The organism is Pseudomonas sp. ERMR1:02 (genome assembly GCF_002277815.1).
Taxonomy (GTDB): domain Bacteria; phylum Pseudomonadota; class Gammaproteobacteria; order Pseudomonadales; family Pseudomonadaceae; genus Aquipseudomonas.
This window is the reverse complement of the sequence record NZ_NKJI01000007.1, coordinates 168,330-182,400: the sequence shown is the minus strand read 5'-3', so window position 1 is coordinate 182,400 and position 14,071 is coordinate 168,330. Positions and strand designations below refer to the sequence as shown.

9 protein-coding genes are annotated in these 14,071 nt (G+C 58.8%); 1 reads left to right on the top strand and 8 read right to left on the bottom strand.

From position 1 onward, the window contains the following. Positions 1–140: 140 nt before the first annotated feature. From rpsA to mtnA, 8 genes are all read right to left on the bottom strand, one after another. Positions 141–1,835, bottom strand: coding sequence for a 30S ribosomal protein S1 (gene rpsA / locus CES87_RS15495; RefSeq protein WP_047527094.1), 1,695 nt, complete (start codon positions 1,833–1,835; stop codon positions 141–143). A gap of 119 nt (positions 1,836–1,954) precedes the next feature. Beyond that, positions 1,955–2,644, bottom strand: coding sequence for a (d)CMP kinase (gene cmk, locus CES87_RS15490; protein ID WP_128606800.1), 690 nt, complete (start codon positions 2,642–2,644; stop codon positions 1,955–1,957). Then, the gene (locus CES87_RS15485) at positions 2,641–4,848 is read right to left on the bottom strand and encodes a bifunctional prephenate dehydrogenase/3-phosphoshikimate 1-carboxyvinyltransferase (protein ID WP_256590938.1); all 2,208 of its coding nucleotides are present in this window, start codon (positions 4,846–4,848) and stop codon (positions 2,641–2,643) included. Before CES87_RS15485 ends, cmk begins: the two co-directional genes overlap by 4 nt. A gap of 28 nt (positions 4,849–4,876) precedes the next feature. Then, positions 4,877–5,989 carry a histidinol-phosphate transaminase gene (hisC, locus tag CES87_RS15480; protein WP_128606798.1) on the bottom strand — a complete coding sequence of 371 codons (1,113 nt, stop codon included), beginning with the start codon at positions 5,987–5,989 and terminating at the stop codon, positions 4,877–4,879. A 12-nt stretch (positions 5,990–6,001) separates the two neighbouring features. After that, entirely contained in the window at positions 6,002–7,096 is a 1,095-nt protein-coding gene (pheA, locus tag CES87_RS15475) for a prephenate dehydratase (RefSeq protein ID WP_027620100.1), read from the bottom strand. Then, the gene (gene serC / locus CES87_RS15470; RefSeq protein ID WP_128606797.1) at positions 7,096–8,181 is read right to left on the bottom strand and encodes a 3-phosphoserine/phosphohydroxythreonine transaminase; all 1,086 of its coding nucleotides are present in this window, start codon (positions 8,179–8,181) and stop codon (positions 7,096–7,098) included. The genes pheA and serC overlap by 1 nt, the downstream gene beginning before the upstream one ends. A gap of 213 nt (positions 8,182–8,394) precedes the next feature. Further along, positions 8,395–11,064, bottom strand: a complete 2,670-nt coding sequence (gyrA, locus tag CES87_RS15465; protein ID WP_128606796.1) for a DNA gyrase subunit A — start codon at positions 11,062–11,064, stop codon at positions 8,395–8,397. Between the two features lie 423 nt (positions 11,065–11,487). After that, entirely contained in the window at positions 11,488–12,564 is a 1,077-nt protein-coding gene (gene mtnA, locus CES87_RS15460; RefSeq protein WP_128606795.1) for an S-methyl-5-thioribose-1-phosphate isomerase, read from the bottom strand. A 108-nt stretch (positions 12,565–12,672) separates the two neighbouring features. Here mtnA and CES87_RS15455 point away from each other — a divergent pair, with 108 nt between their 5' ends. Continuing rightward, positions 12,673–14,004: a TRZ/ATZ family hydrolase gene (locus tag CES87_RS15455; RefSeq protein WP_128606794.1), complete on the top strand. Its 1,332-nt coding sequence runs from the start codon at positions 12,673–12,675 to the stop codon at positions 14,002–14,004. The last annotated feature ends 67 nt before the right edge of the window (positions 14,005–14,071 follow it).

The following is a 14,071-nucleotide window of genomic DNA, read 5'->3' as shown; positions in this document are numbered from 1 at the left end:
TAAGCGATTGATCCGATTAAAAAAATAGACCCCATACATGATGATTGGTTTCCAGATGCTGAGAGTGTCGTAACCTTCACCGAATTTCAGACACAAAAAAGGGCGACCGAAGTCGCCCTTTTTTTACAGAAAATCAGAACTTAGTTCTGTTTTTCCGCTTGTGCAGCACGCAGCAGGTCACCCAGAGTGGTGGCTACTGGAGCATCCGTAGCTACTGGCTTGTCGCGCAGGCTCTGGATAGCTTCTTTCTCGTCTTCAACGTCTTTCGACTTGATCGAGAGCTGGATTACACGGCTCTTGCGGTCAACGCTGATGATCTTGGCTTCTACTTCTTCGCCTTCTTTCAGAACGTTACGAGCGTCTTCAACGCGGTCACGGCTGATTTCGGAGGCTTTCAAAGTCGCTTCGATATCGTCGGCCAGAGTGATGATGGCGCCTTTAGCGTCAACTTCCTTCACGATGCCTTTAACGATGGCGCCTTTATCGTTCTCTTGAACGTACTCGGAGAACGGATCGCTTTCCAGTTGCTTGATACCCAGGGAGATGCGCTCGCGCTCTGGGTCAACCGACAGGATAACGGTGTCCAGCTCGTCGCCCTTCTTGAAGCGGCGTACGGCTTCTTCGCCCACTTCGTTCCAGGAGATGTCGGACAGGTGAACCAGACCGTCGATGCCGCCGTCCAGACCAATGAAGATACCGAAATCGGTGATCGACTTGATGGTGCCGGAGATTTTATCGCCCTTGTTGAACTGGCCAGAGAAATCTTCCCATGGGTTAGATTTGCACTGCTTGATGCCGAGGGAGATACGACGACGCTCTTCGTCGATGTCCAGAACCATAACTTCCACTTCGTCGCCGACTTGTACGACTTTCGAAGGGTGGATGTTCTTGTTGGTCCAGTCCATTTCGGAAACGTGTACCAGACCTTCAACGCCTTCTTCCAGCTCAGCGAAGCAGCCGTAGTCGGTCAGGTTGGTTACACGAGCGGTAACGCGAGTGCTTTCTGGGTAACGGGCTTTGATAGCAACCCATGGATCTTCGCCCAGTTGCTTGAGGCCCAGGGAAACACGATTGCGCTCGCGATCGTACTTCAGAACCTTGACATCGATCTCGTCGCCAACGTTGACGATTTCGGAAGGATGCTTGATACGCTTCCAAGCCATGTCGGTAATGTGCAGCAGGCCATCGACGCCACCCAGATCGACGAATGCGCCGTAATCGGTGAGGTTCTTGACGATACCTTTGACTTGTTGGCCTTCCTGCAGGGATTCCAGCAGAGCTTCGCGCTCGGCGGAGTTCTCGGCTTCCAGGACGCTGCGACGGGAAACGACAACGTTGTTGCGTTTCTGGTCAAGCTTGATGACCTTGAATTCCAGCTCTTTGCCTTCCAGGTGCGTGGTGTCGCGCACAGGACGGACGTCAACCAGGGAACCTGGCAGGAACGCACGGATGCCGTTAACGTCGACAGTGAAGCCGCCTTTAACCTTACCGTTGATAACGCCCTTGACCACTTCCTCGGCTGCGAAGGCAGCTTCCAGAACAATCCAGCACTCGGCGCGCTTGGCTTTTTCACGGGACAGCTTGGTTTCACCAAAGCCGTCTTCAACCGAATCCAGCGCTACGTGAACTTCGTCACCGACGTTGATGTTCAGTTCGCCAGCGTCGTTGTAGAACTGCTCAAGCGGGATGAGTGCTTCAGACTTCAGGCCAGCGTGAACGGTTACCCAGCGAGCTTGGTAATCGATATCAACGATAACACCGGTGATGATGGAGCCTGCCTGAAGGTTCAGGGTTTTTAGGCTTTCTTCAAAGAGTTCCGCAAAGCTTTCGCTCATTTTAATTCCTGAGTATAAGGGCGAAGAATACGCCCATCTCCACATCCCAGACGACGTGGGTTACGTTCATTTAAAGAAACAGCGCAGGACTATGACTGGTCCCCTGCGTCGCTTCTTGGTCATCCGGCGATATCGCGGAGTGCGATCTCGCTCATGATGCGTTCCAGCACCTGATCGATGGATAATTCCGTGGAATCCAGCTGTATAGCGTCAACCGCCGGCTTGAGCGGGGCTACCGCTCGCTGGGTGTCGCGCTCATCGCGCTCACGTATCTCATCTAGCAGACTCGACAGACTAACACCATCGACTTTGCCCTTCAACTGCAAGTATCGACGGCGAGCACGCTCCTCGGCACTGGCCGTGAGGAAAATCTTTAGCGGCGCATCCGGAAAAACCACCGTACCCATGTCGCGGCCATCGGCGACCAGGCCCGGCGCTTCCTGAAATGCGCGCTGGCGCTGCAGCAGCGCCTCGCGTACTGCGGGCAATGCAGCCACCTGGGAGGCACCTGAGCCGACGCCTTCCGTACGGATCACGTCGCTGACTTCGTCACCTTCCAGGATGATGCGTTGCAGCTGACCGTCGGTCGCCGCAATGAACTGCACATCCAGATGAGCGGCAAGTTTCTTCAGTAGCTCTTCATTGGTCAGGTCGACGCCGTGGTTATGCGCGGCGAATGCCAGCAACCGGTAAAGCGCACCGGAGTCCAGCAGGTTCCAGCCCAGACGCTTGGCCAGTATCCCGGCAACAGTGCCTTTTCCGGAGCCGCTTGGCCCATCAATGGTGATGACCGGTGCAATGCTGATCACGACTGAGCCTCTTGAGCAACGCGGATACCAACCTGCGCGCACAGCGCGAGGAAGTTGGGGAACGACGTCGCGACGTTGGCGCAATCATGAATTCGAATCGGCGCAGTGGCACGCAGCGAGGCAACGCTGAACGCCATGGCAATCCGGTGATCGCCGTGACCGTGCACCTCGCCGCCGCCGATCAGGCCGCCATCGATAATGATGCCGTCCGGAGTCGGTTCGCATTTGACGCCTAGCGCCAGCAGGCCATCTGCCATGACCTGGATACGGTCCGATTCCTTGACGCGCAGCTCTTCAGCGCCACGCAGCACGGTGCGCCCTTCAGCGCAGGCGGCAGCCACGAACAGCACCGGAAACTCGTCGATAGCCAACGGAACCAGCTCTTCGGGAATCTCGATACCTTTGAGTTTAGCTGCACGCACGCGCAGATCAGCCACCGGTTCGCCGCCGACTTCACGCTGGTTTTCCAGAGTGATATCAGCACCCATCAGACGCAGGATGTCGATCACCCCGGTACGGGTCGGGTTGATGCCGACGTGTTCAAGCACCAGCTCGGAACCCTCGGCGATCGACGCGGCCACCAGGAAGAACGCCGACGACGAGATATCGCCCGGCACTTCAATGTGGGTTGCGGTCAGCTTGCTGCCGGACTCGACCGATGCGGTTGCACCGTTGACGGTGACCGGATAACCGAAGCCACGCAGCATGCGCTCGGTATGATCGCGGGTCGGCGCAGGCTCAGTCACCGTGGTCTTGCCATCGGCGTACAGACCCGCCAGCAGCAGGCAGGATTTAACCTGGGCACTGGCCATCGGCATTGTGTAGGTCAGACCTTTGAGCTTGTTACCACCGCGAATGGTCATCGGCGGACGGCCTTCAGCAGCCGTCTCGATCACCGCCCCCATTTCACGCAGCGGGTTGGCGACGCGATTCATCGGGCGCTTGGACAGCGAAGCGTCGCCGGTCAGAGTGCTGTCGAAGCTCTGCGCAGCCAACAGGCCGGACAGCAGACGCATCGAAGTACCCGAGTTGCCCAGATAGATCGGCCCCGGCGCAGGCTTAAGGCCATGCAGGCCAACGCCGTGAATAGTCACGCGACCGTGGTTCGGACCTTCGATCACGACACCCATGTCACGGAAAGCCTGAAGCGTCGCCAGGGCGTCTTCGCCCTCGAGGAAACCTTCCACTTCAGTGACGCCCTCGGCCAGGGAGCCGAGCATGATCGAACGGTGGGAAATCGATTTGTCACCCGGTACGCGAATCCGGCCGGACAGGCGGCCACCAGGTTGAGCCAGGAAAATCAGATCGTTGGAATTCATAGCGTCCACATAGGCCCTGCGGGCCAGGATTTTACTGAAATGCTCGCGGGCAACCCGGGCGCGAGTGAAAACGCCCAACAATTGGTGCCCATCCCCTGCATCGACCGCGTCGCGCAAGGCGTCGAGGTCGCTGCGAAATGTATCGAGTGTGCGCAGGACAGCTTCGCGGTTAGCGAGGAAGATGTCATGCCACATGACCGGGTCGCTCCCGGCGATTCTCGTGAAATCGCGGAAGCCGCCCGCAGCGTAACGGAAGATCTCAAGATTTTCATTGCGCTTGGCCAACGAGTCGACCAAACCGAATGCCAGCAAGTGCGGCAAATGACTGGTTGCCGCCAATACTTCATCGTGACGCTCGACCTGCATGTGCTCGACATCGGCACCCAATTCGCGCCACAGGCGATCGACCATTGCCAAAGCTTCCGGATCGGTCTGATCCAGCGGCGTCAGAATCACTTTATGACGACGGAACAACTCGGCATTGGAGGCTTCCACCCCGCTCTGCTCGGAACCGGCAATCGGATGCCCCGGCACGAAACGCGACGGCATGCCGCCGAACGCCTCGGTAGCGGCACGCACGACATTGCCTTTGGCACTGCCTACATCGGTCAGAATCGCCTCACCCAGATCCATGCCCGCCAGTCGAGCGAGCAGTTTTTCCATGGCGAGGATTGGCACGGCCAACTGGATAACATCGGCACCCTGACAAGCAACCGCCAGGTCATCTTCGCAGCGATCCACCACACCCAATTCAACCGCCAGTTTGCGCGACTGCGGGTCGAGATCGACCCCGACCACTTCGCGGCACAGGCCACTTTCACGCAAACCCTTGGCAAACGAGCCGCCGATCAACCCCAGACCCACCACCACCAGGCGCCCGATCATAGGTTCAGCAGATTGCAGCGCAGTGACATCAACCACGAGCCAGAACCTTGGTCAGCGCCTCGAGGAAGCGGCTGTTTTCAGCCGGCAGACCGATGGTGATGCGCAGGTGATTCGGCAAGCCATAGTTGGCCACCGGGCGTACGATTACGCCTTCGCGCAACAAACCCTGAAACACAGGAGCAGCAACGCGGGCGACATCAACGCAGATGAAGTTGCCTTTGGACGGAATCCAGCTCAAACCCAACTCACGGAAACCTGCTTCCAGTTGCTGCATGCCGGCTTCGTTCACGCGCCGGCTTTCGGCCAGGTAATCGGCGTCTTGCAACGCTGCGCAAGCCGCGGCCAAAGCCAGGCTGTTGACGTTGAACGGCTGACGGACGCGGTTCAGTACGTCGGCGACCACGGCAGTGGACAAGCCGTAACCGACCCGCAACGCCGCCAGGCCATAAGCCTTGGAGAACGTGCGGGAAACCAGCAGGTTCGGATAGGCCGCCAGGAAGTCCAGACCGTCCGGCAGGTCGCTGCCTTCGGCGTATTCGATGTAGGCCTCGTCCAGCACAACCAGCACATGCTCGGGAACATCCTGCAAAAACTCGTCCAGCGCCTCGGCATCAAACCAGGTGCCGGTCGGGTTGTTCGGGTTGGCAATGAACACCACACGGGTATCGGCATCGATCGCGGCCAGCATGGCCGGCAAATCATGACCCCAGTCTTTGGCCGGGATTACTTTTGCCTGAGCGCCAACGGCCTGAGTCACAATCGGATAGACCGCAAACGCATGCTCGCTGAACACCGCATTCAGGCCTGGGGCCAGATAGGCACGCGCTACAAGCTCAAGTATGTCATTGGAGCCGTTGCCCAATGTCACCTGATTCAGCTCGACGCGGCACTGTTCGGCCAGCAGGGTCTTGAGCGCAAATCCATTGCCGTCCGGATAGCGGGTCAGTTGGGCCAGCTCTTCACGGATAGCCGCCAGCGCCTTGGGACTGGCGCCCAGCGGGTTTTCGTTGCTCGCCAGTTTAACGATGCTGGCCGGATCGATGTTCAGCTCGCGAGCCAGTTCATCCACGGGTTTGCCCGGAACGTAAGGCGAAAGTTGTTGCACGCCCGGCTGTGCCAGAGCGAGGAAATTGCCACTCATTTGCTACCGCCCTTAGAGAACTGCTTTCGGGTAGGAACCCAGCACTTTGAGTGCTACTGCTTCCTGACTGATCTTTTCCAGCACACCTTTTACCAGCGGATCGCGGTGGTGGCCGACAAAGTCGATGAAGAACACGTAGGTCCATTTACCGCTGCGCGACGGACGGGTCTCGATTCGCGTCAGGTCGATGCCGTTGTCGTGGAACGGCACCAGCAACTCGTGAAGTGCACCTGGCTTGTTGCTCATGGAGACGATGATCGAAGTCTTGTCGTCGCCGGTCGGCGGCACTTCCTGGTTGCCGATCATGAGGAAACGCGTGGAGTTGTCCGGACGATCCTCGATTTTCTCGGCCAGTCGGGTCAGACCGTACAGGCCGGCCGCCATGTCGCCAGCAATCGCCGCCGAGTTCCACTCACCCTTGACTCGCTTGGCCGCTTCGGCGTTGCTGGACACCGCCACGCGCTCGACATTCGGGTAATGGGCGTCCAGCCACTTGCGGCACTGGGCCAGGGACTGGGCGTGGGAGTAGATACGACTGATGCTGTCGGTCTTGGTATTCTCACCAACCAACAGGTGATGGTGAATGCGCAGCTCAACTTCGCCGCATATCACCATGTCGTGTTCGAGGAAGCTGTCGAGGGTGTGGTTGACCGCGCCTTCGGTGGAGTTTTCCACCGGGACCACGCCAAAATTCACCGCACCGGCCGCCACTTCGCGGAACACTTCGTCGATCGCCGCCATTGGCTTGCTGATCACCGCATGGCCGAAGTGTTTCATTGCGGCGGCTTGAGTAAAGGTGCCTTCAGGGCCGAGATAAGCCACTTTCAGTGGCTGCTCCAGAGCCAGACACGACGACATGATTTCGCGGAACAACCGCGCCATCTCTTCGTTGCCCAGCGGCCCCTGATTGCGCTCCATGACACGCTTGAGCACCTGAGCTTCGCGCTCAGGACGATAGAACACAGGCACTTCGCCTTCGGCGAGCGAGGCCATCTTTACTCGCGCAACTTCCTGGGCGCAGCGCGCACGTTCACTGATTAACTCCAGGACTTTGGTGTCCAGAGCATCAATGCGAACGCGCAGTGCCTTGAGTTCTTGCTCAGACATTAGCCGTGTTCCTTCTCGAACTCTGCCATGTACGCCACCAGCGCGTTAACCGCGTTGATGTCGACGGCGTTATAGATGGAAGCGCGCATGCCGCCCACGGAACGGTGACCCTTGAGATTCAGCAAGCTACGCTCGTCGGCACCAGCCAGGAATGGCTTGTCCAGACGGTCGTCCGCCAGACGAAACGGCACGTTCATCCACGAGCGATCCGACTTGTTGATCGGGTTGCTGTAGAGGCCGCTGGCATCGATGAAATCATACAGCGTGCGCTGCTTCACATCGTTGAGCTTGCCGATGGCCTCGACGCCGCCCTGCTCTTTCATCCACTCGAACACCAGACCGGACAAGTACCAGGCCAGGGTTGGCGGGGTGTTGTACATCGAGCCGTTATCGGCCGCGATCTTATAGTTGAGCATAGTCGGGCACAGGGAACGGGCGTGACCCAGCAGGTCTTCACGAACGATGTTCACCACGATGCCGCTCGGGCCGATGTTTTTCTGGGCGCCGGCGTAGATCATGCCGAAGCGCGAGACATCCATCGGACGCGAGAGAATATCCGAGGACATGTCGGCCACCAGCGGCACATCACCGGTTTCCGGAACCCACTGGAATTCCAGGCCGCCAATGGTTTCGTTCGGCGCGTAGTGAACGTAGGCCGCATCTTTGGACAGCTTCCATTCGTTCTGACCGGGGATGGCGAAATAGTCGTAAGGCTTGGCGGTTGCGGCAACATTGACGTGGCCGTAGCGCGAAGCTTCTTCGATGGCTTTCTGCGACCAGATACCGGTGTCGATATAGTCGGCAGTGCCATTTTCCGGCAACAGGTTCAGAGGAATCTGAGCAAATTGCTGGCTGGCGCCGCCTTGCAGAAACAGCACTTTGTAGTTCGAGGGGATATTCAGCAGATCACGCAGATCCTGCTCGGCCTTGGTGGCAATGGACACGAACTCATCGCTGCGATGACTCATTTCCATGACCGACAGGCCCTTGCCGTGCCAATCAAGGAGTTCACCCTGGGCGCGCTGCAGGACAGCTTCGGGAAGCGCCGCAGGACCGGCGCAGAAGTTATAGGCTCTCTTGCTCACATCCAATCTCGCTCTGATTTGGTGGTATCTGCATTTAATCGGCCACTGTAGGAGCGAGCTTGCTCGCGAGAGACTTGAAAGCACCGCGCTTAATCAGGAAACCCGCGCCATCGTTAACGTCCATCGCGAGCAAGCTCGCTCCTACAGGGTCATCAATATTCCAACAGGACAAACAACAAGGGGGCGAATTTTCATCCGCCCCCTCATGTCCACTTACTCTTGTGGTTCTTCGTCAGCGGCGGCGTCGAGTTGCTGGTCTTCGGCAACGTCGTCGATCACGACCTCACCGACAAAACCTTCGCCCTCTTCACCTTCAAAACCTTCGCCTTCGAGCTCTTCACCCTCGACTTCCGACGGCTCCTGGACCCGCTCAAGGCCGACCAGGGTTTCATCCTTGGCCAGTTTGATCAGGGTCACGCCTTGGGTGTTACGACCCAGACTGGAGACTTCGTCGACACGGGTACGTACCAACGTGCCCTGGTCGGAAATCAACATGATTTCCTCACCGTCGAGTACCTGCACAGCACCGACCAGACGACCGTTACGTTCGTTGCTGACCATGGCGATAACGCCCTGACCGCCACGCTTGTACTCAGGAAACTCGGTGATCGCCGTGCGCTTGCCGTAGCCACGCGCGGAAGCGGTGAGGATCTCGCTGCCTTCTTCCGGGATCAGCATGGAGATCAGCTTCTGGCCTTCCGGCAGACGCATGCCGCGAACACCGCGGGCGGTACGGCCCATGGCGCGAACGTCGGATTCCTTGAAGCGGGTGACTTTGCCGCCATCGGAGAACAGCATGACTTCACGCTCGCCATCGGTGATGGCAGCCGAGATCAATACGTCGCCTTCGTCCAGCTCCAGCGCGATCAGGCCGACGCTGCGTTGACGGCTGAAGGATTCCAGCGGGGTCTTCTTCACGGTGCCTTTAGCGGTAGCCATGAAGATGAAGTGACCTTCGGTGTATTCCTCGACCGGCAGCATGGTGGTGATGTACTCATCACTGTCCAGCGGCAGCAGGTTAACCAAAGGACGACCACGGGCAGCGCGGGATGCTTCAGGGATTTCGTAGGTTTTCAGCCAGTACACCTTGCCCTTGCTGGAGAACAGCAGCAGCGTGGTGTGGCTGTTGGCAACCAGCAGGTGAGCGATGTAGTCCTCATCCTTGACGCCGGTCGCCGACTTGCCTTTACCGCCACGACGCTGGGCCTGGTACGCAGCCAGCGGCTGGGTCTTGGCATAGCCACCGTGGGAAATGGTCACGACGCGCTCTTCTTCCGGGATCATGTCGCCCAGGGTCAGGTCGAGACGGGCATCGAGAATTTCGGTGCGACGCACATCGCCGTATTCGGCACGGATCACTTCCAGCTCTTCACGGATCACTTCCATCAGGCGCGTGGCGCTGTTGAGGATGCGGATCAGCTCGCCGATCTGGTTGAGGATCTCTTGATACTCGGCCAGCAGTTTTTCGTGTTCCAGGCCGGTCAGGCGGTGCAGGCGCAGTTCCAGAATGGCTTGCGCCTGTTCTGGCGACAGGAAGTACTTGCCGTCACGCAGACCGTATTGCGGATCGAGGTTTTCCGGACGGCACGAATCGGCACCGGCACGCTCGACCATCGCAACCACGGCAGAGGATTCCCAAGGAGTGCTGATCAGCGCTTCCTTGGCTTCCGACGGGGTTGGCGAGGCTTTGATCAAGGCAATGACCGGGTCGATATTCGACAGGGCAACCGCTTGACCTTCCAGAATGTGCCCACGTTCGCGCGCCTTGCGCAGTTCGAACACGGTACGGCGGGTCACGACTTCGCGACGGTGACGAACGAAGGCTTCCAGCAGGTCCTTGAGGTTCAGAATCCGCGGGCGACCGTCGATCAACGCAACGATGTTGATACCGAACACCGCTTGCAGCTGGGTCTGGGCGTAAAGGTTGTTGAGGATTACCTCAGGCACTTCGCCACGACGCAATTCGATCACGACGCGCATACCGTCCTTGTCGGACTCGTCGCGCAGCTCGGTGATGCCTTCGAGCTTCTTCTCTTTCACCAGCTCGGCGATCTTCTCGATCAGACGCGCCTTGTTCAGCTGGTAAGGGAGTTCGGTGATGACGATCTGCTGTCGGCCACCCACCTTGTCGATGTCTTCGATGGTCGAGCGGGCGCGCATGTAAATGCGGCCACGACCGGTGCGGTAGGCTTCGATGATACCGGCGCGACCGTTAATGATCGCGGCAGTCGGGAAGTCCGGACCGGGGATGTATTGCATCAGCTCGTCGACTGTCAACTCGGGGTTGTCGATGAGCGCCAGGCAACCGTCGATGACTTCACCGAGGTTGTGCGGCGGAATGTTGGTCGCCATGCCCACGGCGATACCGCTGGAGCCGTTGACCAACAGGTTGGGAATACGGGTCGGCATGACCGCCGGGATCATTTCGGTGCCGTCGTAGTTCGGCACCCAGTCCACGGTTTCCTTGTGCAAGTCAGCCAGCAACTCGTGCGCCAGCTTGGTCATGCGCACTTCGGTGTATCGCATGGCCGCAGCGTTGTCGCCGTCCACCGAACCGAAGTTGCCCTGACCGTCTACCAGCAGGTAACGCAGCGAGAACGGCTGCGCCATCCGAACGATGGTGTCGTACACCGCGGTATCACCGTGCGGGTGATACTTACCGATCACGTCACCGACAACACGGGCAGATTTCTTGTACGGCTTGTTGAAGTCGTTACCCAGCTCGCTCATCGCGAACAGCACACGCCGATGCACGGGCTTCAAGCCATCGCGCGCATCCGGCAGTGCCCGACCGACAATTACGCTCATCGCGTAGTCGAGGTAGGACTGCTTCAGCTCGTCTTCGATATTGACCGGGAGGATTTCTTTGGCCAGTTCGCCCATGAGAAGCTCGATTCCTTTTTCTGGTGAAACTCCGTCACATCCATATGGGACGAACGAAGCTCGCCGCTGCAGGCTGAGTGCCATGCACCGACTTACGACAAATCAACGAGTTATGCCTTGGATCTGCGTAGTAAAGATCGCCCTGTCGGGCAACGCTGGAAACCGCCGGATGTTATCACAAGAGCCGCCACGCACCTATCCCCCAGATGCGCATGGAGCATAGTTAGTTGACCGGTGACAGGCTTGAAGGGGACTGGAGAGGCTTAGAGCAGTCACAAGTCCATATTTGCAAGGGAATTGTGTGAAATTACACAAGAAGACCGCGTTATCGTTCTTCGCGGGCAAGCCTCGCTCCTACGGATTACGCGAACCTGTAGGAGCGAGGCTTGCCCGCGAAGGCGATTTATTAGGCGCCAGATCCTATCAATGCAGACGCTTACGACACATCAACTGCGCCATCTTCGCGGTATCCGGGCGCTCGACGATGCCTTTTTCGGTGACGATTGCATCGATCAAATCCGCCGGCGTTACATCGAACACCGGGTTGAACGCATCGACTTCAGCCCCGACCCGCTTGCCGCCGACCTCCAGCAACTCCCGGCCATCTCGCTCCTCGATCGGAATGTCGTCGCCACTGGCCAGGTTCATGTCGATGGTCGAACTCGGTGCCACCACCATGAAACGCACTCCATGGTGCATGGCGTTGACCGCCAGTTGATAGGTACCGATCTTGTTCGCCACGTCGCCATTGGCCGTGATCCGGTCCGCACCCACGATCACCCAGGTAATGCCCTTGGTTTTCATGATGTGGGCGGCAGCTGAGTCGGCATTGAGAGTTACCGGAATGCCTTCGTTGGCTAGTTCCCAGGCTGTAAGCCGTGAACCCTGCAGCCAAGGTCGGGTTTCGTCGGCATAGACGCGCTCGACCATGCCTTCGATGAACGCCCCGCGTATCACCCCCAGCGCCGTACCGAAGCCACCTGTGGCCAACGCACCCGTGTTGCAATGGGTCAGGATCGCCTGGGCATTGCCCTGGTGCTTGCGGATCAGATCAACGCCCAGCTGCGCCATGGTCAGGTTAGCTTCGCGATCACTTTCATGAATGGCGATGGCCTCGGCTTCCAGCACGGCCAGCGGATCAGCATTGTCTTTCAGGCGATCAAGTCGATCGTGCATGCGTCCCAGGGCCCAGAACAGATTGACGGCGGTGGGACGGGAATCGGCAAGCAGCAGGAAATCCTCTTCCAGCGCTGCGTACCAGTCGCCCCCTTCAGCAATCCGGGTCCGGGCTGCCAACACGATGCCATAGGCGGCACTTATGCCAATCGCCGGCGCGCCGCGCACCACCATCGAGCGAATGGCCTCGGCCACGCCAGCTGCGCTGGTGTAGGCGATCCAGGTTTCCTCGAACGGCAAAATACGCTGATCCAGCAGATACAGGGCGCCATCACGCCAATCGATGGCCTTTACCTTCTCCGCAGCCAACAGTCGATCGCGCATCCCACACCCCGCACTCATGAACAAAAGCCGCCGATTATAGCGATCCCCCCGCGAAGACGCTCGGGTATACTTCGCCATCCTTTACAAAAGCACTGGAACCGACCCTCGATGCCGAACACTGCCGCTGCGCTCGACCTGTTATTGCTGCCGACCTGGTTGGTACCTGTCGAACCTGCTGGCGTTGTCCTCAAGGATCATGGCCTGGGCATCCGTGACGGGCGCATCGTCTTCATCGGCCCACGTTCCGCCGCACTGAAGCTTAATGCAACCGAAACCCGCGAACTGCCGGACATGTTGCTCAGCCCCGGCCTGATCAATGCCCACGGGCATGCGGCAATGACTCTGTTTCGTGGTCTGGCCGATGATCTGCAGTTGATGACCTGGCTGGAAAACCATATCTGGCCTGCCGAGGCCAAATGGGTCGACGAGGCATTTGTCCGCGATGGAACCGACCTTGCCATCGCCGAGCAGCTCAAAGGTGGCATCACCTGTTTCTCTGACATGTATTTCTTCCCGAAGGTTGCCAGCGAGCGCGTGCACAACAGCGGTATTCGTGCGCAGATCGCGATTCCGATCCTCGATTTCCCGATCCCCGGCGCCAGCACGGCGGATGAAGCCATTCGTCAAGGCGTCGAGTTGTTTGGCGATCTCAAGCATCACGAACGCATCAAAATCACTTTCGGCCCCCATGCACCCTACACTGTGGGCGATGAAAACCTGGAAAAAATCCGGGTGATCGCCGAAGAGCTGGACGCTTCGATCCACATGCACGTGCATGAAACCGCCTATGAGGTGCAGCAATCGGTCGAACAGCGCGGCGAACGACCACTGGCCCGCCTCGCTCGCCTGGGCATGCTGGGGCCACGCTTCCAGGCCGTACATATGACCCAGATCAGCGATGACGACCTGGCCCTATTGGTAGAAAGCAATACCACTGTCATTCATTGCCCGGAGTCGAACCTGAAGCTGGCCAGCGGTTTCTGCCCGGTGGAGCGTTTGTGGCAGGCCGGAGTCAATGTCGCCGTGGGCACCGATGGCGCGGCCAGCAACAATGACCTGGACCTGCTCGGCGAAACCCGAACTGCAGCATTACTGGCCAAGGCTGTCGCGGGCTCGGCCACCGCCCTGGATGCCCATCGCGCCTTGCGCATGGCCACCCTCAATGGCGCCCGGGCTCTGGGAATCGAAGCCGAAGTCGGCTCGCTGGAAGTCGGAAAAGCAGCCGATATCGTGGCATTCGACCTCTCCGGCCTGGCCCAGCAACCGGTCTATGACCCGGTTTCGCAGCTTATATACGCCACAGGGCGGGACTGCGTGAAACACCTTTGGGTCGCCGGCAAACAACTGCTCGACGACCGTCGCCTGACACGCTTGGATGAGGAACAACTGGTCACCACCGCCAAGGCCTGGGGCCAGCGCATCAGCGGCCGCACCGACTAGTGCCGTATCGTATGGCGCCGTACCGAATAGTAAGACTCCCCGGATTCACCGCCGGGGCGACAGGATT